The organism is Allobaileyella intestinalis, from assembly GCF_009695865.1.
Classification (GTDB): Bacteria; Bacillota; Clostridia; order Peptostreptococcales; family Anaerovoracaceae; genus Allobaileyella; species Allobaileyella intestinalis.
This window is the reverse complement of record NZ_VUNB01000001.1, coordinates 349140-375961: the sequence shown is the minus strand read 5'-3', so window position 1 is coordinate 375961 and position 26822 is coordinate 349140. Positions and strand designations below refer to the sequence as shown.

The 26822-nt window shown below is 45.1% G+C and carries 19 protein-coding genes and 10 tRNA genes; 3 read left to right on the top strand and 26 right to left on the bottom strand.

The window, feature by feature from the left end:
• Positions 1–13: 13 nt before the first annotated feature.
• The 18 genes from FYJ66_RS01760 to FYJ66_RS01675 form a co-directional block, all read right to left on the bottom strand.
• Positions 14–102, bottom strand: a tRNA-Ser gene (locus FYJ66_RS01760).
• 11 nt (positions 103–113) lie between these two features.
• Positions 114–189 (bottom strand) — tRNA-Lys (locus FYJ66_RS01755).
• A 5-nt stretch (positions 190–194) separates the two neighbouring features.
• Positions 195–270 (bottom strand) — tRNA-Gln (locus FYJ66_RS01750).
• A 41-nt stretch (positions 271–311) separates the two neighbouring features.
• Positions 312–388, bottom strand: a tRNA-Arg gene (locus tag FYJ66_RS01745).
• Positions 389–458: 70 nt separating this feature from the next.
• Positions 459–532, bottom strand: a tRNA-Gly gene (locus FYJ66_RS01740).
• A gap of 4 nt (positions 533–536) precedes the next feature.
• Positions 537–611 (bottom strand) — tRNA-Gly (locus FYJ66_RS01735).
• Between the two features lie 6 nt (positions 612–617).
• Positions 618–702, bottom strand: a tRNA-Tyr gene (locus tag FYJ66_RS01730).
• A 6-nt stretch (positions 703–708) separates the two neighbouring features.
• A tRNA-Thr gene (locus FYJ66_RS01725) sits at positions 709–783 on the bottom strand.
• 30 nt (positions 784–813) lie between these two features.
• Positions 814–890 (bottom strand) — tRNA-Asp (locus FYJ66_RS01720).
• Positions 891–896: 6 nt separating this feature from the next.
• Positions 897–972, bottom strand: a tRNA-Val gene (locus FYJ66_RS01715).
• A gap of 335 nt (positions 973–1307) precedes the next feature.
• Positions 1308–1937, bottom strand: coding sequence for a YigZ family protein (locus FYJ66_RS01710; RefSeq protein ID WP_154571791.1), 630 nt, complete (start codon positions 1935–1937; stop codon positions 1308–1310).
• Positions 1938–1947: 10 nt separating this feature from the next.
• Positions 1948–3390: an ATP-dependent protease ATPase subunit HslU gene (hslU, locus tag FYJ66_RS01705; protein WP_154571790.1), complete on the bottom strand. Its 1443-nt coding sequence runs from the start codon at positions 3388–3390 to the stop codon at positions 1948–1950.
• Between the two features lie 57 nt (positions 3391–3447).
• Entirely contained in the window at positions 3448–3987 is a 540-nt protein-coding gene (gene hslV, locus FYJ66_RS01700) for an ATP-dependent protease subunit HslV (RefSeq protein ID WP_154571789.1), read from the bottom strand.
• A 143-nt stretch (positions 3988–4130) separates the two neighbouring features.
• Complete coding sequence (gene topA, locus FYJ66_RS01695) at positions 4131–6245, bottom strand: type I DNA topoisomerase (protein ID WP_154571788.1); 2115 nt, start codon at positions 6243–6245, stop codon at positions 4131–4133.
• A 140-nt stretch (positions 6246–6385) separates the two neighbouring features.
• On the bottom strand, positions 6386–7267 hold the full coding sequence (dprA, locus tag FYJ66_RS01690; protein WP_154571787.1) for a DNA-processing protein DprA: 882 nt from the start codon (positions 7265–7267) through the stop codon (positions 6386–6388).
• Between the two features lie 24 nt (positions 7268–7291).
• Positions 7292–8851, bottom strand: coding sequence for a YifB family Mg chelatase-like AAA ATPase (locus FYJ66_RS01685; protein WP_154571786.1), 1560 nt, complete (start codon positions 8849–8851; stop codon positions 7292–7294).
• Between the two features lie 10 nt (positions 8852–8861).
• Positions 8862–9191, bottom strand: a complete 330-nt coding sequence (locus FYJ66_RS01680) for a YraN family protein (protein ID WP_206156949.1) — start codon at positions 9189–9191, stop codon at positions 8862–8864.
• A gap of 241 nt (positions 9192–9432) precedes the next feature.
• Positions 9433–10278 carry an HAD family hydrolase gene (locus tag FYJ66_RS01675; RefSeq protein ID WP_154571784.1) on the bottom strand — a complete coding sequence of 282 codons (846 nt, stop codon included), beginning with the start codon at positions 10276–10278 and terminating at the stop codon, positions 9433–9435.
• Positions 10279–10663: 385 nt separating this feature from the next.
• Between FYJ66_RS01675 and trkA the strand changes: the two genes are divergently transcribed.
• Genes trkA through FYJ66_RS01660 form a run of 3 tightly spaced genes read left to right on the top strand, consistent with a single transcriptional unit; the run spans position 10664 to position 15067 of the window.
• Positions 10664–12061 (top strand): Trk system potassium transporter TrkA, encoded by a 1398-nt coding sequence (gene trkA, locus FYJ66_RS01670; RefSeq protein ID WP_154571783.1) that lies wholly within the window; start codon positions 10664–10666, stop codon positions 12059–12061.
• A gap of 12 nt (positions 12062–12073) precedes the next feature.
• A complete protein-coding gene (locus tag FYJ66_RS01665) occupies positions 12074–13540 on the top strand; it encodes a TrkH family potassium uptake protein (protein WP_235897305.1) in 1467 nt (488 codons plus the stop codon).
• Positions 13541–13555: 15 nt separating this feature from the next.
• The gene (locus tag FYJ66_RS01660) at positions 13556–15067 is read left to right on the top strand and encodes a TrkH family potassium uptake protein (protein ID WP_154571782.1); all 1512 of its coding nucleotides are present in this window, start codon (positions 13556–13558) and stop codon (positions 15065–15067) included.
• A gap of 192 nt (positions 15068–15259) precedes the next feature.
• Here the strand turns inward: FYJ66_RS01660 and FYJ66_RS01655 are convergent, their stop codons facing one another.
• The 8 genes from FYJ66_RS01655 to FYJ66_RS01620 all read right to left on the bottom strand — a co-directional run bounded on the left by FYJ66_RS01655 (position 15260) and on the right by FYJ66_RS01620 (position 26781).
• Complete coding sequence (locus FYJ66_RS01655) at positions 15260–15652, bottom strand: type II secretion system protein (protein ID WP_235897304.1); 393 nt, start codon at positions 15650–15652, stop codon at positions 15260–15262.
• A 213-nt stretch (positions 15653–15865) separates the two neighbouring features.
• Complete coding sequence (locus tag FYJ66_RS01650; RefSeq protein ID WP_154571780.1) at positions 15866–17074, bottom strand: type II secretion system F family protein; 1209 nt, start codon at positions 17072–17074, stop codon at positions 15866–15868.
• Between the two features lie 18 nt (positions 17075–17092).
• A complete protein-coding gene (locus FYJ66_RS01645; RefSeq protein ID WP_154571779.1) occupies positions 17093–18145 on the bottom strand; it encodes a type IV pilus twitching motility protein PilT in 1053 nt (350 codons plus the stop codon).
• A 35-nt stretch (positions 18146–18180) separates the two neighbouring features.
• A complete protein-coding gene (locus FYJ66_RS01640) occupies positions 18181–19881 on the bottom strand; it encodes a GspE/PulE family protein (protein WP_154571778.1) in 1701 nt (566 codons plus the stop codon).
• Positions 19882–19897: 16 nt separating this feature from the next.
• Positions 19898–20488, bottom strand: a complete 591-nt coding sequence (locus tag FYJ66_RS01635) for a prepilin-type N-terminal cleavage/methylation domain-containing protein (RefSeq protein ID WP_154571777.1) — start codon at positions 20486–20488, stop codon at positions 19898–19900.
• 1 nt (position 20489) lies between these two features.
• Entirely contained in the window at positions 20490–20843 is a 354-nt protein-coding gene (locus FYJ66_RS01630) for a hypothetical protein (protein ID WP_154571776.1), read from the bottom strand.
• Positions 20840–21427: a hypothetical protein gene (locus FYJ66_RS01625; protein ID WP_154571775.1), complete on the bottom strand. Its 588-nt coding sequence runs from the start codon at positions 21425–21427 to the stop codon at positions 20840–20842. Before FYJ66_RS01625 ends, FYJ66_RS01630 begins: the two co-directional genes overlap by 4 nt.
• A gap of 47 nt (positions 21428–21474) precedes the next feature.
• Positions 21475–26781: a type II secretion system protein gene (locus FYJ66_RS01620; protein ID WP_154571774.1), complete on the bottom strand. Its 5307-nt coding sequence runs from the start codon at positions 26779–26781 to the stop codon at positions 21475–21477.
• Between the last annotated feature and the right edge of the window lie 41 nt (positions 26782–26822).

The following is a 26822-nucleotide window of genomic DNA, read 5'->3' as shown; positions in this document are numbered from 1 at the left end:
AAAGCGTGTCTTATGGCGGAGAGGGTGGGATTCGAACCCACGGTCCCTTTCAGGATCACCGGTTTTCAAGACCGGCTCCTTAAACCACTCGGACACCTCTCCGAATATTAATTTGGTGACCCATCGGAGATTCGAACTCCGGACACCTTGATTAAAAGTCAAGTGCTCTGCCACCTGAGCTAATGGGTCATAAATGGCTGGGGTAGCAGGACTCGAACCTACGAATAACGGAGTCAAAGTCCGTTGCCTTAACCACTTGGCTATACCCCATTATCAAGGCCGGCTGCATACTCAAAGTCTATTAATAATATTGGTGAGCCCACAGGGATTCGAACCCCGGACACACGGCTTAGAAGGCCGTTGCTCTATCCAACTGAGCTATGGGCCCACATATCCATACGGCTGATTGGCTACAGAAAACGCCGAACAAGTCGGCGCTTCGTATGGATTTTTAATTGTGGAGCAGATGGCGGGAATCGAACCCGCGGCTTCAGCTTGGAAGGCTGAGGTATTACCATTATACGACATCTGCATATTGGAGCGGAAGACGAGATTCGAACTCGCGACCCTCGCCTTGGCAAGGCGATGCTCTACCCCTGAGCCACTTCCGCATATGTTGGTCGAGGGAGATGGATTCGAACCATCGAAAGCACAGCTAACGGATTTACAGTCCGCCCCCTTTGGCCGCTCGGGAATCCCTCGAAAATTTGGAGCTGATGGAGGGAATCGAACCCCCAACCTGCTGATTACAAATCAGCTGCTCTACCGTTGAGCCACATCAGCATAAGCTGACACATCCAGAAATGCATCAATTGGCGACCGGGAACGGGCTCGAACCGTCGACCTCCAGCGTGACAGGCTGGCATTCTAACCAACTGAACTACCCGGCCATAAATTGGTGGACGCTATAGGGCTCGAACCTATGACCCTCTGCTTGTAAGGCAGATGCTCTCCCAGCTGAGCTAAGCGTCCATCACCAGACACCCTGTCATTCTAAACGATTCATCGTTCATCGTCAAGATACATTTGATGAGTGCTGCAGTCTGCTCAACGTCTTACGTTTCTCACGACTGCAAGAAGTATTTTAGCAGACTTGTTTGCCGTTGTCAAGAGGAATTTTGAATCATTCTTTTCTCAGAAGACTTCGCTATTCATCCGTGCGACTTGTTTATTTTAGTATAAGCCGACTCTTAATGCAAGCACTTTTTTTATAAAAAATGTATTTTTTATTTCTAACCTGTCAGAATCCAGCTAAAATCAGAGGAATTCCTGCTTTTTTCATCCTAAACCCACTGGTTTTCGTTTAATCACAGCAGTATTCTGTGAGTTCCTTCTGCTATGTCCAGGATCTCTCCCTTTCCGGAAGTCAGGTTGCCTATCATAGACAAAAGCTCTTCCCTTTTCTCCGAATCTGCTTTCAGCTCTACGGTTATCTTGTCAGTATATTCTTCGTTACAGATATAAAAGCCTCCATCTTTTTCCATTGATCTCAGCTTGTTCAGATAGGAATATTCCATTCTGCATTTAACAGCTACCACGCTGTTAACAGAACAAATTCCTGCGTTTTCTATTGCTCCTCTGGCTGCCGATGAATAGGCTCTGACAAGCCCCCCTGTTCCCAGTTTTATTCCGCCAAAATACCTGGTCACCACAACGGCAAGGTTCGTCAGCTCCTTTTCTGTAAGCAGATTCAGTACAGGCGGCCCAGAAGTACCCTGGGGTTCTCCATCGTCACTTGCCCATTGGTGTTCTTGTTTATTTCCAGTAACAAAAGCAGGAACATTATGAGTTGCATCCTTATATCCTTCTTTAATGCATGCAATAAATTCACGTGCCTCCCGGTCATCTCTGACCGGAGACACGTGTGCAATGAATATTGACTTGTTTATAGTTTCCCGGAATTCTCCAGCTCTGTAAACTGATTTGTACAGCTGCATTTCTACCCCATTAAAGAATGTATTTGTCTACGTCAGCTTCTTTTACCTTCTCTTTGAAGCATTTCTGAACATCTTCTCTGTCAATTGTTACATCGCTGATTTCAGGGTCAGGTAAACGGAAGGAGAGATCCTCCATCAGAACCTCCAGAATAGTGTGAAGTCTTCTTGCTCCAATATTTTCAGTTTGCTCGTTCATAAGATAAGCCATTTCTGCTATTTCATCTATGGCATCATCTGTGAATTCGATATGAACTCCTTCTGTTTCCAGCAAAGCTTTCTGCTGCTTAGTTACAGCGTTTTCAGGTACAGTGAGGATCTGTTTGAAGTCTTCTTTGTCCAGGTTCTTCAGTTCTACGTTTATAGGGAAACGTCCCTGGAGTTCTGGAATCAGATCTGAAGGTTTTGCTGTATGGAATGCGCCTGCACCTATAAAGAGCATATGGTCGGTTTTTACAGGGCCATGCTTGGTGTTCACAACACTTCCTTCCACGATTGGAAGAATGTCTCTCTGTACTCCCTCTCTTGAAACGTCTGCACCTGAGCGCATAGAACTGCCTGAAGCAATCTTATCGATTTCGTCGATAAATATAATTCCGTTCTGCTCGGCATTGTCCAGTGCCTCGTCCACTACCTGATCCATGTCAATAAGCTTATTGGCTTCCTCTTCAGTAAGGATTCTTCTTGCTTCCTTGACGGTCACCTTCTTATGTTTCATCTTCTTAGGCATCATATCTCCGAAGATGTTTCCAATAGCTATTCCAACGCCTTCATTCTGCATATCCAGCTGATTAGTCTTCGGCGCTTCTTCGACCTCGATTTCGATCAGAGTATCCTCCAGTTTTCCATCTCTCAGGTCTCTCTTCACCTGTTCTCTGGCAAGGTCAATCTCACTTCTGGACGGGCCGTTCTGCTGGTTTTCTGCCTTTTGTTTAGCTTCATACTCTGCCTTCTGGCTTGTATACCCTCCTCCATTCATAATCATGTCAAAAGGATTGGAAGATTTCTTGTTATCCTTGTGGGTATCGCCATCAGGAATAATAGCTTCAACGATTCTGTCCTCAGCAAGGGACTGAGCTGTTTCTCTTTTCTCAGCAATTCTCTTTTGCTTTTGCAATCTGATGGAAGCCTCAACCAAATCTCTTACCATGGAATCCACGTCTCTGCCTACATAACCAACCTCTGTAAACTTAGTGGCTTCCACCTTAACGAAGGGAGCATCCATTATCTTTGCCAGCCTGCGGGCAATTTCAGTCTTACCAACACCGGTAGGTCCCATCATGAGGATATTTTTCGGTGTGATTTCTTCTCTCATTTCATCGCTGAGCTTGTTTCTTCTATACCTGTTTCTCAGCGCAATAGCCACGGACTTCTTGGCTTCTGACTGACCTATTATGTATTTGTCCAGCTCCGCAACAATTTGTTTCGGAGTCATGTCCTTAATGTTCTCACTCATTTTCTGTCTCCTTAATCACTGGATGTTATTTTCAGAATTATCTTCCATGTCCATACGCTACAGCTTCTCTACTGAGATATTGTTGTTAGTATAAACGCAGATATTGGAAGCGATTTCCAGTGATTTTCTGACTATGGACTCTGCGTCCAGGTCTGTGTTTTCATAAAGTGCTGTTGCAGCTGAATAGGCATAATTTCCGCCAGATCCGATAGCAACCACATCCTTATCCGGAACAATTACCTCTCCGTTGCCAGAAATGACCAGCATATCGTTTTCATCAACAACGATCATCAATGCTTCAAGGCTTCTTGCTGCCTTGTCACTTCTCCAGTACTGAGCCAGATCCACAGCTGCTCTTTTCAAGTTTCCATCATGTTCTTCAAGCTTGCTTTCGAATTTATCCGTAAGAGAAAAAGCATCCGCAACGGATCCTGCAAATCCGCTGAGAACTTTTCCCTTATAAATCTTCTTTACTTTCTTTGCACCATTTTTCATTATGGTGGTTTCACCCATTGTTACCTGGCCGTCGCCGCCAATGCAGATATCTCCGTTTGGCCTTTTAACTGCGCAGATAGTAGTTGCATGAAATTCTACCATTAGGCATTCCTTTCTGCGGAACTGTTGTCCGCTCTATTTTAATTAATCTCAAAGTCACAATGAGAATATCTCATTATTTGATGTCATCTCTATGTTAACCATATTATTGATATGTGAAAAGGGCCTTGGCCATGAACATTGACCTAAGCCTCATCCTTTTCATCTTCTTTCTTTTCCTTGTACTTGCACTCCGGATTAGAACATTTGATTGTCTTCGTTTTGCCCTTGGTTTCTACCAGCATTGAACCGCATTCAGGGCAGGCTCTTCCCACAGGCTTATCCCAGTAGACAACATCGCAGTCCGGGTAGCCCATGCACCCGTAGAAAATTCTCCCCCTCTTACGGCTTTTCTTTTCAATTATGTCTTTGCCGCACTTAGGGCACTTTACCCCCGTTTTCTTAATAATAGGCATGGTATTCTTGCATTCAGGATAACCGGTGCATGCAAGGAATTTCCCAAAGCGGCCTTCCTTAATTGCCATAGGCCTTCCGCAAAGCTGGCATACCTGATCGCTGAGAACTACTTCCTGCTGAATCTTCTCCACTTCCTCTTCTGCAACCTTCAGCTCCTTGCTGAATCCGCCGTAAAAATCGTTTATTACCTGCTTCCAGGCTTCTTTTTTCATCTCCACATCATCAAGTTTGTCTTCCAGTTCACCTGTGAACTTAACATCAACGATGTCAGTGAAATAGCTCTGCAAAATTCCAGTCACATCAAAGCCAAGCTTTGTTGGCACCAGACTTTTTTTCTCTCTCTTTACGTATTTTCTCGTTGTAAGGGTGGAAATAATGGCAGCGTATGTACTTGGACGGCCAATGTTCTGCTCTTCCATTTCTTTTACCAGTCCGGCTTCGGTATACCTTGCCGGCGGCTGGGTAAATTTCTGTTCTTTTATTATTTCCTTTAATGAGAGAGAGCTGCCTTCTTCCAGCATCGGAAGATCTTTCTCCTCCCCCTGGGCAGAGGTTTTATATACCTTTCTCCATCCGTCAAACACCTGTCTTGAACCGCTGGCCTTCAGCTCGTAAATTCCGCTGTTAACTTTGATGGTCAGAGTGTCCACCTGTGCAGGTGCCATTTGGGAAGCCACAAATCTGGTCCAGATCAGAGTATATAGCTTGAACTGATCTGGTGTCAGTGAGCCCCTGGCCTCTTCAGGAGTAAGTGTAACGTCTGAAGGACGGATTGCCTCGTGGGCATCCTGTATGTCCTTTTTCTTGTTTGAATAAAAGTTGTTTCCAACGTACTGATTTCCATATTTTTCAGTAATGAAGTCGCGGGCAGCAGCTCTTGCAACTTCCGAAATACGAACAGAGTCTGTTCTGATGTATGTAACCAGACCTCTTGCTCCTCTTCCTTTTATTTCAATTCCTTCATATAACTGCTGTGCAATCTGCATGGTCTTCCTTGTCTGGAATCCCAGCTTTATGGAAGCATCCTGCTGAAGGCTGGAAGTAGTAAAAGGAGCATAGGCCTTTGGACTCCTGTGTCCCTGCTTCACCTCTCCCACAGTAAACTGGCCTTTTCTCAGGTCTTCGGCAATTTCTTCAGCATTTGCTCCGTCAGGAATCTCTGCTTTCTTTCCTGAAATTTTAGAGAGCTGTGCCCTGAAACCATCTTCAAAATCTGCATAGAGATTCCAATACTCAGCAGGAACAAAGTCGTTAATTTCTTTTTCTCTGTCACACAGCATCTTTAATGCTGCCGACTGGACTCTGCCGGCAGACAATCCCCTTCTCACCTTTTTCCACAGAAGGGGGCTGATCTGGTATCCAACAAGGCGGTCAAGAACACGCCTTGCCTGCTGTGCATCTACAAGTCCCATATCGATTGGTCTAGGATGCTTAATAGCCTCCTTGACTGCATCTTTATTGATTTCATTAAAAGTCACTCTGCAATCCGACATAGGATCTATGTCCAGAATATATGCCAGATGCCAGGCAATAGCTTCTCCCTCACGGTCCGGGTCCGTAGCCAGAAGGATCTTTGATGCTGCTTTGCCTTCCTTCTTTATAGCCTTTATGGTATCGCCTTTTCCTCTTATATTAATGTATTCAGGTTCAAAGTTGTCTTCTACCTGAACACCCAGTCTGCTCTTAGGCAGATCTCTTACATGACCTACGGAAGCAATGACCTTGTAGGAAGATCCCAGATACTTGCTGATGATCTTTGCCTTCGATGGAGACTCTACTACAAGCAGTGTTTTTTTTCTGGTAGTTTTCGTCGTTTTCTTTGCAGATGAAGTTTTTACTGCCATACTTCAAATTATTCCTTTTCTATAGTTTTGTATATTTTTTTACGTAATACGTGTTTAAATACTTCAACATCGCAGACTTTACAAGCCTGCATAGTTACACATCATACGATGAAAAATTGCATTTTGCAACAAATCAGTTGTCAGTGATTCAAAAAAATTCTTCCTGAGCACATCATTATTGCCCCCTTTATTTCCATAACCGTAAGGATTCCATTGATTTTTGAAATGGGCAGTTCCACTTTTTCAGAAAGAGCATCTGGTGAGATTCCCTGCTCCTGCCGTATCTCGCTGTAAAGTTTCTTTTCATCATCATCCATTTCCACTGGAAAACCCTCTTGGTCTTCACCGAAGGTGCCTCTGTTCATTGATTGAACTCCCATTTCCCTGATTACATCATCCACAACAACCAGGGGGTATGCTCCATCCCTAATAAGAAGGTTTGTTCCTATGCTGAACTGGCTGTTGATGTTTCCGGGAACGGCAAAGACTGTCTTTCCCTGATCACCTGCAATCTGTGCAGTAATAAGTGATCCGCTTTTCAGTCCTGCTTCAACCACTATAACCGACTTGCTAAGCCCGCTTATTATCCGGTTTCTAGCCGGGAACCCGTACTGACTTCCGGGAAAATCAGGAGGATACTCGCTGATTACAAGTCCTTTTTCTTCTATTTCTTCCATCAGGGCTGCGTTTGATGCTGGATAGGGTTTGCCAATGGCCGTACCCAGAACAGCAATGGTTTTGCCTTCCTGCTTAGAAAGGGCTCCCTGGTGAGCAAATGAGTCTATACCTTTTGCCATGCCTGATACAACAGTTATACCTCTCCCGGCCAGCATCTTTCCTATCATCAGTGCAGTCTGCCTTCCGTATATTGTATACCTCCTTGAACCTACTATGGCTGCGCATGGAGTTTTGAGCAGGCTTATGTCGCCAATGCAGTACAATTCCCTGGGGCTTCCCTGGATTTCTCGAAGGCTGTCGGGATATTCATCAGATTCCATGGTTATCCTTATAATTTTTTTCATATCATCTCCCTGTGCGACTTTTCATTAAAATATACTTGAAGGCCGGAACTGCAGGGCTTCCAGTATATGTTCTTCGCGGACTTCTTTGCTTTCTCCCATATCTGCAATAGTTCTGGCTACTCTCAATGTTTTCAGGCCTGTTCTGGGAGTCAGATTGAGGTTTTTATAAGCAGTCTCCATCAGTCTTTCAGATTGCTGATCCATGAAAAGACAGTCCATAAGCTTCTTGTCATCCATTCTTCCTGGTGGCAGATTCCTTCCCATAGACTCCCTGAAAACAATGGCATTTTTAACGCTGCGGCACATCTCACTGTGGCTCATATCTCCGTTTCCTGTTCCAACTCCTCCATGGATGGTATCGAAGTCGATTTTTTCCATTCTCACATGAATATCTATTCTCTCTATGAGAGGACCGCTTATCCTCTTCCTGTATCGCTCTATCTCAGCTGCTGTGCAGGTGCAAACTCTTGTTTCATCTCCAGAGAATCCGCATTTACAAGGATTAGAAGCTGCAACCAGCATAAAGTCGCTGGGAAAGGTGAATGGTCTGCCCTGCCTGAAATGAGTTATCTTCAGTTCTTCTGAAGGAATCCGCAGTCCCTCCAGAACGGAGACGTTGAACTCAGCCATTTCATCCAGGAAGAGCACACCGTTATGAGCGAGAGAAATCTCACCGGGTACCGGCCAGGCTCCTCCTCCTAACATCCCGGCTCTTCCAATGGAGTGATGGGGACTGCGAAAAGGTCTGACAGTAACCGGAGTGCCCCTGTCAAGAAGGCCAGCGGCTGAATATATCATAGTGGTAGACAGTATCTCCTCTTTGTTCATCTCTGGAAGTATTGTCCTTACTCTCCTGGCTATCATTGTTTTGCCGCATCCCGGGCTTCCCACCATAAGGATACCGTGACGACCTGCCACACCAATAGTTACGGCTCTTTTTATGAGATGCTGGCCTTTAACATCATCAAAGGTCAGATTTTCTTCCTCTTTGTGGATTGCTTCTGGGATTTCTGTCATTCTGTTACCGTTACAGATTTCCGCCAGATCTTCATCGCTGATATCATCATCACTTCCTATGCGGTTTACTATCTGGCAGCAGCTGCGGAGATCTGATACTGGAATCAGCCCTCTTGGCCCTGCAAGAACTGCTTCCCCGTAATTCTCCCGGGGCACAATTATTCTTTCTATTCCTTTGTCTCTAAGGCCAGCCACAACCGGAAGTACTCCATCTGTTCCTACAACACTTCCGTCAAGGGAAAGCTCCCCAAGGATTCCCGTTCTCCTGAGCCCCCTTAAATCTGAAAAGCCTGCAGATCCCAGGATTCCCATTGCAATGGGAAGATCCAGATGACTTCCTGACTTCTTTAACTCCGCAGGCCACATATTTACAATCACCCTGTTTCTGGGATACTGAAAGCCCGAATTAACTATGGCGGCTCTTATCCTGTCTCTCGATTCATTTACAGTTCCTGAGGGATGACCAACTATTATGAAATTGGGGAGGCCCCTGACCACATCTGTTTCCACAACAACATTTCTGCCCGTCACCCCGTCACAAACTCCTGTATTTACATGACAAAGCATACTTTTCCCCCTAAAAACAACCTCTTATATGTTCTGCCTGGATCGCCATCACATCAAAGGAGTATTCTCTGGCATCCCCTTTGTGATCAGCCATGAATACCGCCGCCGTCTTCTTTATTTTTGAGATCTTGGACCTTCCCACAGATTCTTCCGGCCATCCCCAGTTATCATTTAATCTGGTCTTCACTTCTACAAAGTGAACCCGTCCATCCTTCTGGGCGACCACATCGATTTCTCCGGACCTGGTTCTGAAATTCATATCCAGAATGGAATATCCTCTATCTGACAAGATAGCCGCCGCCAGAAGCTCCCCTGCCCTGCCTGTTTCTTTTCCGCTCATAAGCCACCTCCTGTATCTTTCGTATCCAAGGTATATCACATCTTTCCTTCCCCTCCAGTACATACTTTCTCGTAACGTTTTTGCATCAGAAGGATATAATCTTGTCTGAATTTACAGGAAAAAACCGCCGGCCCTTCAGGTTTTCACCTTCCGGTCCGGCGGTTATAGCTTCTTGAAGATCACGGCTTACGAGATACTATAGGCTTTAGGAGATAATACACGGTCCCTCGCTCTCTCTGATCTACAGTACAAATTTTTCAATGGCCCTGGCAACTCCATCGTTTACATTGGTATCAGTAATATAATCGGCAGCTTCCTTAACCTGATCCCAGGCATTTCCCATAGCCACTCCGATTCCCGCATCTCGTATCATAGGAATGTCGTTTGGTGCATCTCCTGCGCACATCAGATGACTGTATTCCAGTCCCAATCCCTCCATAAGGAACTTAAGAGCCATGCTCTTGTTTGTATTTTTTCCACCTACCTCCACATTATTAGGCAGAGAAGAGAGCACTGTTGAATTTGGAATTGATTCTATAACAGGCTGCCACTTTTCTCTTTCCTCCACTGTAGGAAAGAAGAAATTGATATTTTCGATTGAATCTCTATGTTCTTTCATGAACCCCAGAATGTCAGAAAGGGGTTCCCTGGTTTTCATGACATACTCTCTGTTTCTGTACTGGCATCCCTTGTCGCGGATATCCTTGAACAGGTCTTCATCTATGTACGCCTTGTCGTGATAAAAGGCCTCCAGAGTAAGATCGTTTTTCCTTGCAATTTCAATTGCTCTGTCCACTGCCTCCGGATCCACAAAGCTGCTGTAGATATACTGACCTGTGGCCAGATCAGTAATGTGGGCTCCGTTAGAGGAGATAACATATCTCAGGCCCTTTATTTTCAGCAGATCTTCCGGAACAGCCGAGAAAGCCCTCCCGGTGGACACGCACACAATAACTCCTTTTGCAATGGCTTTTTCTATTGCAGCTCTGTTGCCTGGAGAAAGGGAACTGTCTTTTCGAAGGGTGGTTCCGTCCAGGTCTAGAGCAATTATTCTGATTTTATTTTCCATTGATTTCTCTATTTTCATCTTATGATTTCCTCCGGATTTGTGGAATTAGCGGGTTTCTTATTTTTATGACTAAAAATTCTGCAGATTATGCATTGCAATTTACAACATGCCCGCAACAATGATAAATATTCTATATCCCTTGATTTCAAAGGGAAACAAAGAACCGATATTGTTTGAAATATCAGTATTGAAAAAACCATATCACAGTAGTACAATACGATAGCATTGGCCCGGGAAAGATCTTTTCCATATTTCCAGAGGTCAGTATATAACTAATGTATACACAATTCCAGCCTGGTCTTTATTTGTCGGTATCCTGATCTGACATAATGGACCGGGCCGCTGTATAGATAAGACTTTTTTCAGTCAGATAAAGAATTAATCCGAGGTACAAGAAAGAACAATGTTAGCCTTTACTTCAAGGGAAAAGACCGTCAAAGTAGCTATCTTTGGTGCAGGAAAACTGGGTGTCCGCATAGTTTCGGCCCTGGTGGACGGCAATTACGACATAACCCTGGTCGACATCAATGAAAAGAAACTGTTTCAGCTGGCTCAGCAGCTGGACGTATTTACTGTGACCGGTGACGTAAAGTCTCTGGAAATGCTTAAGAGCATAGATATCGGCCATTTTGATTTTGTATTTTCATGTACGTCATCGGACGAGGTAAACATCCTGTCCGCCTCTTTCAGCAAGCTTCTGGGATGCAAGACAGTATCAGCCAGAGTCAGAGATCCTGAATACATGAGTCAGATTGACTTCATCAGAGAGCACTACCACATTGATATGATGGTAAATCCTGATCTTCTTATTTCTTCGGAAATTTACAGATATCTCGTTGAGAAATACACACTGAGCAATGGTATCTTCACCAGCCACAGAATCGGACTCATCGAACTTGAAGCCAGAAAGAAACCTGCTCTCATCGGGAAAAACCTCATAGAGTTCCGTTCCGCCATGCCTAACACGATTGTGGTAGGTATTTCAAGGAAGGGTAAACTCATCATTCCTCATGGTCAGGACACCATCCAGTCTGGAGATATTCTCTACCTGGCAGGAGAACGCCAGGAGATTGTTGAAATGGGTGAAAAATACCAGTCAAGATCCAGGAGGTCTGACGTAAACAAGGTCATGATCATCGGCGGCGGAAAGACTGGTTATTACCTTGCAAGACAGCTTTCCGAATACGGCTGTGCAGTAAAAGTAATTGAGCAGGATAAGGAAAGGTGCCACTACCTCACTAACAAGCTGACGAACGTCATGGTCCTTAACGGAGACGGTGCCGACATCAAGCTCCTGGATGAGGAGAACATTGACGACATGGATGCTTTCGTTACTGCAACAGGATATGACGAGGAAAACCTGCTGCTGGCTCTCACCGCAAAAAATCACGGAATAGAAGACGTTATTTCCAAGGTGAGCCATGACAGTTACATGGGCCTTATTGAGAAGCTGAATATCGACGTTGTTCTGAATCCTCTGGACATTACTGCAAGTTCTATTCTGAACAGAATAAGAGGAGACAAAAAAGTCATTTCATCTCTCCTCCTTCAGGGACAGGCTGAGCTCATGGAAGTTTGCGCCTGCGAAGGAATGAGCATGATCAATGTTCCTCTTAAGCACTTGAGGCTTCCGGATTACATAATCCTTGCTGCTATTAACAGGGGAAACAAAACTATCATTCCTGACGGAAACACGCGGATTCAGCCAAAAGACAGAGTCATTATTGTATGCAAGCTTTCTAATATCGGCTATGTGGAGAAGCTCTTCAAGCCAAACTCACCGCTGAAGATTCTGGGATAAGAAAGGGTAAAGATGCTAAAAAGAACTTCCGGCTTCTTCGGTATATTTTTGATATTTCTGGGAATCATGATGATGATTCCTACAGCAGTAGCTTTGATGTACGGTGAATACACCTGCGTCAGGGCTTTTCTGTATGGAATTTTTACTGCCATAATTCCAGGCATTTTAATACTCATAATCAGGAACAGAAACGCCATCTCCGAGGAACGGCTTAAATTAAGATACAGCTACTTTGTAGTGTCCATGGCATGGCTCACCGCTTCCGCCATTTCAGCCATTCCTTTTTACGTTCAGGGAGCAATCCCTAATTATGTAAATGCATTTTTTGAAATGTGCTCCGGCTTCTCTACAACCGGATCCACAATTATCCAGAACGTTGAAGTTATACCAAAGTCCCTGCTGTTCTGGAGAGCTCAGACCCAGTGGCTGGGAGGCATGGGAATTATTGTTTTCGTAATGGCATTTCTTCCCAGCTTCGGAATCAATGCCCAGAACATCGCCAGTGCAGAGACGCCTGGACCAATATCCACAAAATTAACTGCAAGGTTTACAGACACAGCAAAAAGGCTGTATCTCCTGTATATTTTTTTCACAGTGCTCCTGACAGTGCTGCTGATGTTCGGTCACTTAAACCTCTTTGACGCCATCACCCACTCTTTCACCACAATGGCCACCGGGGGATTCGGGAACTACGGCAACAGCATCGCCCATTTTAACAGCTACTATGTATACTGGGTACTTACTATTTTCATGCTGATTGCAGGAACCAACTTCAATCTTTTTTTCATGATCAAACCTCAGGGCCTGATTAATACAATAAAAGACGATGAATTTTCCTTTTACATAAAGTGGGTAGGTGTTGCGACTGCTTTGATCACAATGGGACTGATGGTCAAGGGCGGATATCACTCCTTCTGGAAGGCCCTTACTGACAGTGCTTTCCAGGTGTCCACAATAATTTCAACCACCGGATTCGCAACAGCAGACTTTGACCTCTGGCCTGCCTTTTGTAAAATTATAATCATTTTCCTGATGTTTACGGGAGCCTGCAGTTCTTCAACAGCAGGAGGCATTAAGATTGTAAGAGTTCTCACGGTATTCAGGATGATAAAAAGAGATGTGAAGTCCAGGATTCACGGAAAAATTTTCAACGACGTGCGGCTTAACGGTCATAAACTTGAAGCCAAGGATCTTCAGCTTATGCTTACTTTTACCTGCTTCTTTATTGTTATGGTCTTCGGAGTTGCAGCCATCATTTCCATAGACGGCTTCGATCCCATGACGAATTTCACAGCAAGTCTTACATGTATGAGCAACGTAGGGCCGGGGCTTGCAGGAGTAGGGCCAGTAAGAAACTTCTATAATTATTCGGATTTCAGCACCCTGGTACTGTCCCTTACTATGATTGCAGGCAGGCTGGAACTGTACACATTCATGATTCTGTTTTCCAGGCACTTCTGGAATCCGGACATGGCATAGGGAGACCAATTGAAGATGAACAACAACAAGCGATTCATTATTAATATTGTTTCTACTGCCATGAGAGCCTGCGGTGCAGCCATGCTGCCGGTTTCCCTGGTAGGCCTTTATTTTGGTGAAAACAGCAGCGCTATGGTACTGTTTCTCATGTCAATTATTACGATTACAATGGGAAAACAGGTGGGAAATTTTGTACCTGACCCGCCGGAACCGCCAGTATCAAGAGTGAGATACATGTCAGTACTTATAACCTGGGTGCTGCTTATTATTATCGGCGCTTTCCCATTCTACGGTGCTGGTGATGGTTATTCATACATCAATTCTCTGTTTGAATCATGTGCAGGTTTCTGTACCACAGGGATTTCCATTATTCCCTTCAGAACCATGCCTGTATGTCTGCAGCTATGGAGGGTTATGTGCAGCTGGACAGGTGGCTTGCTGTGCCTGATGCTGACCATGTCTCTTTCCCCTTCAATGCTGGTAACAGGACGAAAGCTTTTCTCAGCAGAGATTCCAAGCCTTTCAATGCTTAAAAACTCCGCCACATACCGGGGAGTTTATTTTAAACTGATGGTTGTTTACTCCAGTATTACTGTTGGAGGAACCCTTCTTTTAATTCTCCTTGGGATGAGAAAATTTGATTCTCTCATCACTGCCATGTGCAGCATCAGTACTGCAGGTCTTCCAATGTTCACACTCAAGGAGACAGCCGCCTTTAATTCAGGAATCAAGGCAGTAATAACACTGCTTAATTTCCTGGGTTCTCTGAATGTTGCCCTGATGTACATAGCAATTATTCACGGATTAAAAACAGCTGTAAAAAACAACGAGTTCAGGATGTTCATCAAGGTCATTCTGGCCGGCACAGCAGTAATCAGCGGATCACAGATCGTCCACCTGTTCCATGCCGGAACCCTGGCAGCGTCCCAGGGGCCATTGCACATCGCCTTGCAGAGCTGCAGAACCATATTGAATTCACTGTTCATGACCGTTTCTTTCTCTTCTACATCAGGTTATGCAACCACATATTTCATGGACAGAACAACCATGACCACCTCGGTGCTGTTGATACTGTCCATAATCGGAGCTTGTGCCGTCTCTACAGGAGGAGGAATCAAGATTTCCAGATTCCAGATTGTAGCAAAAACAGTGCGTCTCGGATTGTTCAGGCACGTACATCCCAGTGCGGTAAAGCCTCTTAAGGTAAATGGCAAGACTCTGGATTCTGCGGTTGTTCTCAAGTACATGATGTACATGGTGCTGTTCCTTATATTCATTTTGTTCGGTGCCCTTATTCTTTCACTGGACAACCTGAATATTGATCAGTGCTTTGATATTTCCACTGCCATGCTGACCACAAACGGAACCATACTGACCAACCTGGGTAATGAAACAGCTCTGGTCAACTCACTGACCCCGCTTTCGAAGATCACCATGATGGTATTGATGACAGCAGGCAGAATAGAAATATATCCTGTAATGATGCTGCTGTTTAAAGGTTTCTGGATAACCAAGAGCAATAAATAAATTCCGGCATATTCATAATTAAACCATCATAAAGTGGCACAATGTTTTATCAACTTACAATGAAGGGTCTTCCACCATCTGTGGAAGCCCTTTTTTGCGGCATGATAAAAGCCTTCACCCAAAGGCGAAGGCTTTGAATCCAGTAATTCCGCTGAACAATATATTCCAGATTGAGACCCTCAATCTGTCCCATTACTTCTGAGCAGTAATGGTAACTGTATTATTACCATTATTATCTTTGTTAGCAGCAACTGTCCAGCCTGTTGTTGAAGCTTCTACCTTCTGACCACCAATTGTGCTGTCGTTGTCCTTGGAATTATAGTCAGTTCCCTGCCAGCCTGCTTTCTTCTGCTTTGCAGGTACTTTAACAGACGTATTAGAAGAATCGTCCGTAAGCAAGTCTGCAGAAACCTCAGCATATGCAGATCTGATGTTTGCTGCATCTGTTGCCTCTCTTGACTTCTCCAGCTGTGCTGAGAAAATTGGAATACTGATGGCAACCAGAACTGCAATAATAGCAACTACAATAAGAAGCTCTGCCAGTGTGAAACCTTTCTTTCCGTTCTCTCTCATCTTTCTGATCATCTCGATCATCTTCCTTTCTTGATAATTTTCTTATTCACCAGCCATCCATGCACTTATTTCTGCAGAAAATGGCAATTGGAAACTGCACTTAATAAATTCATATTGAATCTATGGTTAAATTTTACTACGGTATAAAACAAAACACAACCGATTTTGTGACCGATTTTCCACAAAAGATTGTCCTTAATTTCGTTATTAATCAACAACACGCATCTACATGTAATTGTACATCGTAAATATTGGCAGATAAATAGCAAATACTATGAAACCTGCAAAGAATGCAAGGAGTATCAAAATAGTAGGTTCCAGTTTGGCTATTGCCTGTTTAGTAGCATGGTCAGCCTCATTATCGAAGTACTGGCCCGTAGTTCTCAGTGTCTGGTCCAACTCACCTGTCTCTTCTCCGACGGAACACATATCCACAAGGGTGTCAGGAAAGTGCTTGCACCTCTTCATACAATCGCCCAGAGACCTGCCTTCCTGAAGATAGCTGGTAATGTTCCGTACTTCTGCCTTTAAAATGTAATTGCTTAGAGATTTTCCAGTAACATCAACGGCTTCATCTACCCCCAGGCCTGCCGAAAGAAGAACAGCCATGGTGTTGGCAAACTGGCTGCTGGCACTGAGTACATTAATATTTCCCACCACAGGCATCTTAAGGGCCACACGGCTCCAGAAGATATGACCTTTTTCCGTTAAAGTAGAGATCTCAATTCCCAGGGCCATCAAAACAATCACTGACACAATTGGAATCCAGTGGGAGCCAAAGAAGTGGGACATTCCAATCATGGTCTTTGTGATGGCCGGCATCTTTCCACCAAGATCTGAAAAAGTAGCAGCCAGAGTTGGTATTACCTTGGCCATGACCACTATAAGAACTATAATGGCAATTACAATTACGAAGGCCGGATACGTGAGAGCCTGACGGACTTTCTGTTCAGTCTTGTATGCTCTTTCATAGTACTGTTCCATCTGACGGAAAGATCTGTCAATGGTTCCTGACTTCTCTCCTGCCCGTACTGATTCAATGAAAGTTGCCGGCAGATCCGGGCCGTTCCTCTCAAAAGAATCTGCTACTCCAGTTCCCTGGGAAACATCCTGAGCTGCTCCTGCAAGGATTTTCTTCAGCTTCTTGTCGTCAATCTGGGTGCTGATCATCTCCATGGCCCGGGCGATATTCACTCCTGACTGGAGGATGATTGCGAACTGAGAACACATTACCGACAGATTCTTCTGATTTATCTTCCTGCCGCCAATCTCCGCATTGAGAATGCCCTTTTTTTCCTTGACGGCAGAGATATTGGTGACAATTGGGCATGTGGCCTTTATTTTATCAACAGCATCATATTCATCTACGGCCTGAACAACTCCCTTGGTGGGTGTTCCGTCTGGCGACAATGCTGTGTACTTGTATGTATTCATTAAACAAGCTCCTGTGTATTATCTTATTCCCAGCCTTTTCCGGAAAAATTCTTTGTCTTCTGCAGCCTCAAGAGCGGTTTCCTGAGAAATAATTCCGTCCATGACCATGTTCACCAGGCAGTTTTCCATAGTGATGCTTCCCTGACCTGCGGAGGATAGAATCGCCGAATAGATCTGAGGCGTCTTTCCTTCTCTGATAAGGTTCCGGATAGCTGGCGTCACCACCATTGCTTCGCAGGCTGCCACCCTGCCATGTCCTGATTTTCTCACAAGAAGCTGCTGGGACAGTACTGCCTTGAGAGTCATAGAGAGCTGAAGGCGGATCTGGGGCTGGCGGTTTTCAGGAAAAATCCCAGTCATCCGGTCCACAGCATCGGCTGCGTTGTTTGTGTGAAGTGTGGCAAACACTAGATGGCCCGTCTCTGCAGCCGTTAAAGCCGTTTCTATGGTTGTAAGATCTCTCATCTCTCCTATGAGGATAATATCCGGATCTTCTCTGAGAATTGCTCTCAGGCCAGTTTCGTAACTCTCTGTGTCTTTTCCGATTTCTCTTTGATTGATCACACACTTGTCAGGTATGTAGACATATTCTATTGGATCTTCCAAGGTTATGATGTGGAGATGCCTGTTGTGATTTATCTGGTCCAGGACGGAAGCCATTGTGGTGGACTTTCCGCTGCCTGTCTCACCTGTTACAAGAATTATTCCCTTGTTCCATGTGGAAAACTGATTTACTACAGGCGGCAGTCCCAGGCTGGAAAGCTTGGGAATATGGTCGTTCAGAATACGGATTGCTGCAGAAACGCTGGCCTGCTGGCGGAAAAGGTTGATTCTCACCCTCCGTCCGGCCAGGGTGCCGCCCAGGTCCAGCTCACCTATGGAGCGGATTGAATCATATTTTTCCCCGCCAAGCTCCATGGCAATTTTCTCGCAGTCTTCATGGGAAAGGATTCTGCTTCCCATATTCTGAAGGCTTCCGTCAATCCTTACGCGAACCGGAAGTCCTTTTACAAGATGAATATCTGAAGCTCCAAGCTCCGCTGCCTGCCTAACAACTTCTTCTGCGAACATTACTACTCCACTACTCCCTTCGGGACGATATTTTCCTAAAAATCCTGATCTGTTATTGCCAGCACCCTGCATACTTCCTCAACTGTGGTGATCCCTCTGGCAACAAGGGTCTCTGCACTTTTGTTCATAGACTGGAATCCCGCTTCGTCCATAAGCTGGCGGATTCTGTCTTTGTCTTCATTTCTGGTGATTGCTTTTCTTAAATCTGCTGTTACAGGCAGTATCTCAAAGACTCCTGTTCTGCCTCTGTATCCTGTATGGAAGCACTGCTCGCAGCCTCTTCCTCTGTAATATCTGATATTTAATCCCGGGTCCATTCCGGCCAGCCGGATTTTTGCTGAATCCGGAACGTATTCCTCTCTGCAGTTAGGACATACTCTTCTGAGAAGTCTCTGGGAAATCACGCCTCTGAGTCCGCCGGCAATCAGATATGGCTCTACGCCCATGTCCTTAAGCCTGTCCACAGCAGATACCGCATCTTCAGTGTGAATGGTAGAGATTACCAGATGGCCGGTCATGGCCGCTCTCATAGCTATTTCTGCAGTTTCTCCATCTCTGATTTCTCCTACACAAATTATATCAGGGTCCTGTCTCAGAACTGACCGGAGGCCGCTGGCAAAGGTAAGCCCTGTAGCCTCGTTGATCTGCACCTGAGTTGCTCCCTGTATTGTGTATTCTACAGGATCTTCCAAGGTAACAAGATTTACCGACTCGTCCAGCAGTTCCCGCAGAAGAGTGTACATGGTGGAGGATTTTCCGCTGCCTGTTGGACCTACAATCAGAATAACACCACTGGTGGAAGCCATGATCTTGTCCAGTTTCACAGATTCTTCCGGTGTAATGCCAATGCCTTTGCGGTCAAGAAGGCCCATGTCCTGTGAAAGAAGCCTTATTACCACCTTCTCTCCTGAAACCGTAGGAAGAGTGGACATTCTCAAGTCAATGGACTTTCCTCTGAAACGGATCCTTGCTCTTCCATCCTGAGGGATTCTTCTTTCCACGAGGTTCATGCGGCCCATGATCTTAAGCCGGGAAATTACAGAATCCTGAATATCTTTAGGAATATTGATGATATTGTGGAGTCTTCCGTCAATTCTCATGCGGACGTGCATATCATCTACAGAAGGCTCGAAGTGGATGTCGCTGGCGTTCTCGTTTACTCCTCTTTCTATTATGGAGTTCACAAGGCGGATAGCCGGAGCCGCTGCCCGGTTACCTTCCTCTTCATTTGTCTGGTCAGCCCCTTCGCTCCAGAGCCCGGCCTCAGCCCTCATCTGAGATATTGCTTCTGCCGCACCTTCATTTCCATAGAGAGTGCTTATAGCATGCTCCACTCCTCTTGTACTTGCTATCATCTGTACAATACGGAGCTTGGAAGTTCTTCTGACTTCTTCAATTGCAGGGAAATTCAGAGGATCGGCCATTGCAAGATAAAGCACATCCCTCACTACTTTTACAGGAACTACAGAATACTTTCTTGCAACGCTTCTGGGCACGTATTTTACTACTGAAGGATCAATGTCAGCGGAAGACAGGTCTATGTAATCGATTCCCAGCTGCCGGCTGAGGGTGTCTATAAGCTGTCCCTCAGAAATAATATTATTATCTATCAATACTTTTCCAAGCCGGTCATGGGACTTCTTCTGAAGAGCCAGGGCTTCCATAAGCTGATCTTCAGTAATTGCCTTGTCTGCTACCAGCATGTCTCCAAGTCTCTTGTATTTATTTCCTGCCATAGATTATCCCCTCGTATCAGCTGTTAAGTGGTCTTACTTTAAAACTCTGCGAAACTATTTTGTGACCACTGCTGTCGTAAATTGTTATCTTTCCGGAAAAAACTCCCTTATCTTTATTGTAACTGTAAGTCAGAGACTCCTTCATTCCGTCTGACACGGTTTTCTCCGTAAGAAGCATCACCTGGTTGTCTTCATCTGCCTTGTAATCACCGTTCTCATCCCTGATTACATACTGTTCAACAATAATGCCCGGAGCTTCTCCAATATCATGGGTGCTGTAAATTTCCCTGACGGTCATAAGCTTTACAGGTACTCCGTTTCTTCCATCCAGAAAAACCGGCTCTTCTGTATTTCCGTCAGTTGTTGATAAATCGGCATTCCGGAAAATATCCGTTGTCCGTGAGATAGATGTGGACAAAAGGGTCTGGGCGTTAGCCCTCATCTTAACATTTCTGTAAGACTGCCTTACCGCCGGGATTCCTGCTGCCGTTACTGTTCCCAGCAAACCGATCAGCAGTACTACTACCAGCATCTCCACAAGAGTAAATCCCCCGGTGTTTCTTCCTTTTTTTCTCAAATATCCAATTGCATTTTTCAAGGAAATCATCTTAATTCCCCTTCTCTGGCATTATCTGTACAATCCCCCCGGACTGGTACAAAGTCAGGTCCCTGATATCTATTTCGGCCACCTGCTTACGGCTGTCTCCAGCTTCATCAAAACTTATCTTCATGGCAACAGGCTGACCAGGCACACTTTCCTCCTCCAGGCGGCTGACATTATCGTATACAGCGCTCATCTTTGAGCTGCTCTTCTTTATCAGATTTCCGGAAGCTGCCACTGTGGAGCCAAGAAGGAGAGCGCCAAGGGCCGCAATAAGGAGGCCTGCCAGGACTTCCAGCAAAGTCTCTCCAGACCGGTCTCTGACTTTTTTCCATATCCTTTTTCCAGAAAACTTCATCATTTCATGGAACCTCCTTTAATCTGAGGATCCGGCCATCTCACACTGATGACATTACCGGAGGAATCCCTTTCCGGAGAAGCTTCTGCATCTACAACGTAGTTGCAGATTTTCTTGTTCTTGTCATAATAAGCCAGGTTGATCTCAATATCGTACTGATTGTGACTGTCCCCGCCTCCGTACATAGTGAAGGTGCCTTTAACATTCTTCATCACATCTTCAGCCCCGGTATTGAAAAGGCTGAAGCTCATGTCATAGTTTACTGTATTCCCCTGGCTTGCCGAAGCTGCGCCGTTAACCAGAAGCTGATGAAAATCTGCAGGGGCCCCGGCAGGAGAATCTTTTTTCAGGTCCACAACGTTATTCTTGTCCTGAAGCTGGCTTTTTATCACTCTAGCAGCAGATGTGGCCGAATAATAGGCCTGCTGGCTGCTTGTCAAGGTTCCCACAGAGCCAGATGCAGTTGTGGCTGCAGCCAGAATGATCACAGCCACAACAGCACACATGATGAAAAAGAACAGCCCGATCAGAAGGGTTGCTCCTTCCTGTGAATTTATTTTGTTTTTTACTTTGCGTACTGGATTCATATGTTCTCCATGGAAAAAAATCTATCCTGATGAGAAAGGCTGCGGACCTACCGCGACCAGTCTCCGTAATGAGCTGCCGGTATCTTTCCCTTGTCATCTTCAGACAGACTGCTGAGATAATCTCCATCCGACTGGGCCAGTTCAAGTACAGTCTTCAGCGGATATGTGCTGCCCAGATACCTGTCGTAAGGGATGGCCGGCCTTCCTGTTCCGGAAACAGGACTGTTGTAAATTCCAGCTTCTTTTGCGTAAGAATCATCTGGATTGCTGTTTGTTATAAAGTAGTTATTTTTTGCAGATGCCCTGGTAATATCCATAGTATCTTTGCTGAATCCTGCGAAATCTCCTGCATGAGGATCAGAGAAAGTGCTGTTTTTTACTATTACCGGGCCGTCAGAGTAACAATAGTCTACTCCTGCAAGGGATTCTGCATAACCGGCAAAACCTCCAACGTAATCTGAGCCTGTTACGGAACATGTAGAATAGCAATGGCGGATCACAGTTTCTGTGTTTTCTATGGAACCGGCAAAACCTCCGATTTTCTGGCCACTTTCGGCAAACTGGACATTTACGTATTGTTTTCCGGAATCCCAGCGATTATCATTTTTCAGAATATCGCTGCCATAGTACCCGCCTCTGTAGGTGTGTCCTGAAGCGTAAGAGTCCATAATGGACTGTTTTCTGTTTCCATCAAGGAGGCCTGCAAATCCTCCTGCAGACTCATCTCCGCATACATAGGAGGATGCGTAAGTTCCTGCAATAGAAGCTTCTCCACTGATTCTTCCTGCAATGGCGCCGGTGCACTTGCTTTCCGACTCTGTAAGGAAGTTTTTGCCGGACACATGACAGTTTTTCATGTTCAGTGAAGACTTGTTGTCAGAGTAGCCTGCAAGGCCTCCAGTATTACAAGGACCGTGGATCTGGGCCAGCTCATCTCCTGACTGGACAGCACTATCCTGAATGTTCAGGACAGAATCTGATACAATTCCTGCAATTCCTCCAGTTCCTGCAGATTCTGAGTAGCTGTTATCATCACCGCTCTTGTTATCAAGGATGATTCCATTACTGCCTGACTGGGAAACAGTTACTCCCGAAACCTTAAGATCTGATCCATCAATGATTCCGGATACACCTCCCAGGCTTCCGTAATTGTCACCATCTTTTTCAGCGGTCATGCTGATACTCAATTCTGAATTTGTAATCCCTGATCCTTCACCTGTTCCGGACAGGCAGCCGAACAATCCTCCGGCGCCCCATGGGGATTTCTCATTTTTCATTTTCAGAGACAAACTGCTGGTTCCTGTGCCCCTTGCATCAATTTTGATTCCGGACACATCCAGTGCTGTCTTCCCACTGTTTCCTCTCTTTACGGAACCTGCCAGACCCCCGAAATATGAAGCCTTTTCCAGATTTATTTTTCCACCCGATACTGTTACGTCCTTTATCTTCAGCGATGAAAGGCCTTCGGCTGATCCGGCAAGGAATCCTGCACTTCTGTTAGCGTCTCCATCCGATTCAAGAGTGTTTCCTTTCAGAGTAATATTGCTTACTGAAAGGGGCTGTCCGCTTCCTGTAACAGTTCCAAAGAGAGCACCTGTATCTGCTTCGGCTTTTCCTGACTGGCCTTGGTCTTCGAACTTTGAATTGCTCAAAGTCAAATCAGAAACTGTAAAACCGTGATCCCAGTCAGACATGTCAACGCCGGAGAACAGTCCCGAAGATGCTGAAGTTCCACTTATTCTTCCCTGGGATGTAACGGAGGAAATTGTATGGCCTCCTCCTTCATAGGATGAAACAGGGTTTCTGTTGTCAATACTGATTCCCGGGAAATTGCTGTTTTCTGAAAGGACTTTACCAGAATCAGCATTGTATATCTTTACTGAACGGGATCCGTCCATGGATTTAATGTCGTTAATATATTCGTTCCATGAAAGGTCTGCATCCTGAGATGCGGCGGAGAAGCCGGAAGACTTGCTGCATCCTGAAATTCCGCTGTCCAGATTCATCAGATTTCTGAAGTTGTGGATTACTGCATTACTGCCCGTCATATCACTGCTGAAGGTTGTTCCTGATCCAAAAATACTGTTAGTATAGGCAGAACTTCCTCCGTTAACGTTTGTAATCTTCTTCCAGTTAATTTTATCAGGCGATGCATTACTTTTATATGCAACTCCGTAATCTATCTGAACGTTTTCTCCCGGAATCAAAGCCTTGTCGCCCAGTTTGCTGTTGCCCAGTATATTGGTGAAGCTTCCTTCAGGACTGGATGGATCATCAAGAACTATGGAATAAACGTGATCAGCCCCTGCTCTCAGGTTGTTGAACCCAGAAAGATTACCACGGTTCAGGTCCTTGTAAATCAGATTTGTGGAATACTTATCTATGTACTGCTTATTGCTTTTGCTTCCGGTCTCTCTGATCAGCCAGTACTCACTGGCATTTCCGCCTTCGTTCCAGTTAGCCATCAAATAAGCTGTATTTCCTGATGTGAGACCTTTTACCCTCAGGAAAATATATACCGGATCATCGCTGTAATCCCCTTCAGATGATGCAAGGGCGATATGAACCATCAGTTTATTGCCATTCTCCACCATTGCCCGGTCAGATTTATTCACAGATCCATGGATAGGCCAGTCGCCGTAATGCGCTTTTTCTGCAACTGATCTGAATGAATATTCTCCCGAAAGAATGCTGTCAAAAGGATGAGCAGCGGCACCATCTCCGGATGCTTCCATTTCGCTGTCCGTTTTCATAGAAGCATTAAATCCGCCGTAGGTTCCGTCCCAGTCAATGGCGCCGGTATTCTTGTTTATTCCCCGAAGGGCCTCATTGCCTGAGCCTTTTATTCCATAGTACAGATAACCTGCAAATGCACCTTTTGCCCATCTGTTTCCCCTGGAATTCAACAGACCTGTAGCATAAGAATTGTCAATTCTGGTTCCTGTTCCCGATGCACTGCCAACGAATCCTCCGCTTACAGCCTGCCATGTACGGGCCGTAGCAGAAGCAGATGAAGTGGAATAGCAATTGCTTACATTCATTCCTCTTCCATTATATATTACGCCTGCAAAACCTCCGGCATAGGCACTTCCATACCCCTCTGCCATAACGTTGAAGTGTTCCGCCAGCTGTTCAGTTGTAAGGCTGGTGCTTAATTCAGAAAGTGAAGTGCCATATTCTCCGTTTACTGTTCTCCCTCCAGAGTAACAGTTGATTATTTCGGAATTTCTTCCCGGTTCATCAATGAAACCTGCAAAACCTCCGGCATAAGCATTTTCTGAACGTCCATTGCTGTTTGAGGAAGAAGCTTCAACAAAAGCATCAGATCTGGAATCTGCAGCCCGAATTACAGTTCCGTATTCGCTGTATCCCAGCACTCCTCCGGCTGCTCCGTCGCTTCCCAGGGCGCTGACCATCAGGTTCTGCCCGTCAACACCACAGTTTTCAATAGATAATGCAGTGCCGCTTTCTGCATTTGCAACTAATCCGCCAGCTCTTACAGTACAGGAATTTCCAGAGCCGTCTGCCTTGATTATCTTTGACTTATTACGGTCTGAAGTAACATATACATCAGACAAGGAAAGATTTCCGCCGGAAACTGTGCCTGCCAGCGCTGATGCTGTCAGTGACCCTGAAACACTCTGATTGTTCAGGACACTTGAAACGTCAAAGTTCTTAAGTTCCAGATTGTGAATCTTCATGGAGCTGTCAATGATCCGGAACATTGCTGCATTTGAAGATGTATTTGCTCCCGTATCCGGATCCCCGTCAGTTACTCTGTTGTAATTGTGAATGTCCACATTGGAAATCTCATGATTTCCTCCGTCATATTCCTTGAGTGTATTATTAAATATGCCAAAAAAACTGTTCTCCGACAGTCCTTTTTCACCATCACTCTGATATGATTTGTTGATTCCTCCCTGGTATACTTTGAAGTTTCCGCTGCTATCCTTTGAAGCCTTGGCAGAAAAACCTGTTTCCTTCTGTGAGTAATTGATATCCCTTGTCTGAACAGCCTTATCCGCAACAATATACTTGCTTTTTTCTGTTCCTGAGCCGGATTTATCTTTATCCTCCCTTACCAGGCTTACATTCTGCCGGAATGTATTGTTTGGACCCTCTACAAGCAAACTTCCCACTGCCTCATCGAGATTTTCTATATGACGGATCTTGCTTATGCTGGCTGTTACTGTAATACGCCCGCCCTTACTATCTGTTACATCTGTTTTCTCGAAAAGGCTGTTAGTAGTTACTGTATTGTGAACTACTTTGGACAGCTTCCTGCTGCTGGTTCCGTAAACCGTTACATTGATGTCCTCTCCCGGAATCAGATTAGGACAAAGCTCTGCAAAATGGCCGCCCCTGGTAGTCACATCGTCAAGGCTGATTCTGTAATTACCTTCACTGGTTACAGAACCGATCTTTACATTTTTGAGCACCCCAGTCTGATATGTGTTTACGTTGGTGGTCAATACCCTGGACTTGCCGTCTTTCTCCAGATCTCCTGGATTTATCTTTATATTTTTCTCGTTGCCGCTGGTTATGCCCTTTACCTTCAGGTAGATATAATTTTCCTCAGGATTATGGTTGTTGTAATTCGGATCTTTTACCAGAATTTCCAGTTTCTCACCGTTGTCCACAGAAACTTCAAGAGGTTTTTCCTTTGAAATACCAAGACTTACTGAAGGTCCGCCGTAGTACCCCAGAATAGCTTTTTCTCCAGAGCCTGCAACATAGCCAATTCTCTGGTCTTTGTCTTTCTCATCTCTCAGGCCGGACTCATTGAAGTACCTTCCTTCTGTTATTTCGTCTTTTCCTGTCAAAGTTCCCCTGTCGCTGTAAAATACGCCGTAAATTTTGCAGGAAGCCCTGTTGTATTCAATAACGTATTTACCGCTGGTGCGGATGGTGTTCTCAACAGATCCATAGGGAAGCATCAGGGAGAGAATAGATTTATCAGACTCCAGATCATTTTTGGATGAAGAGGGATCATAAACCACGTAATACATGTCATCGTCTATGTCCTTCCAGCTTCCGAACCGGGCCAGGCCCTTCTGATCCTCAGGCCAGTCATCTGGCTTTACTTTCATCTTTTTTCCGAAAAAATCATCTGCTGTGCTGTCATCTGACAAAAGTCCGTCTGTCTTCGCCTGCGTAAGATGGTTTTGAGCGGCGATGTAAATTTCCTGAGCATCGTTATCCATCTCCATCAGCTTCAGTTCATGGGCATAGTGAAAAATCCATACGACAGCAATTGCTGAAAGAATGGACATGATTGCTACAACCGTCAGAAGTTCTGCTGTGGTAAAGCCCTTCCTGTTATTCAGTTTTGACCTTACTTTGAAAATGCTCATCTACTTCCTCTCTGCAGAATGAAATATCTGCAAATCCGGCT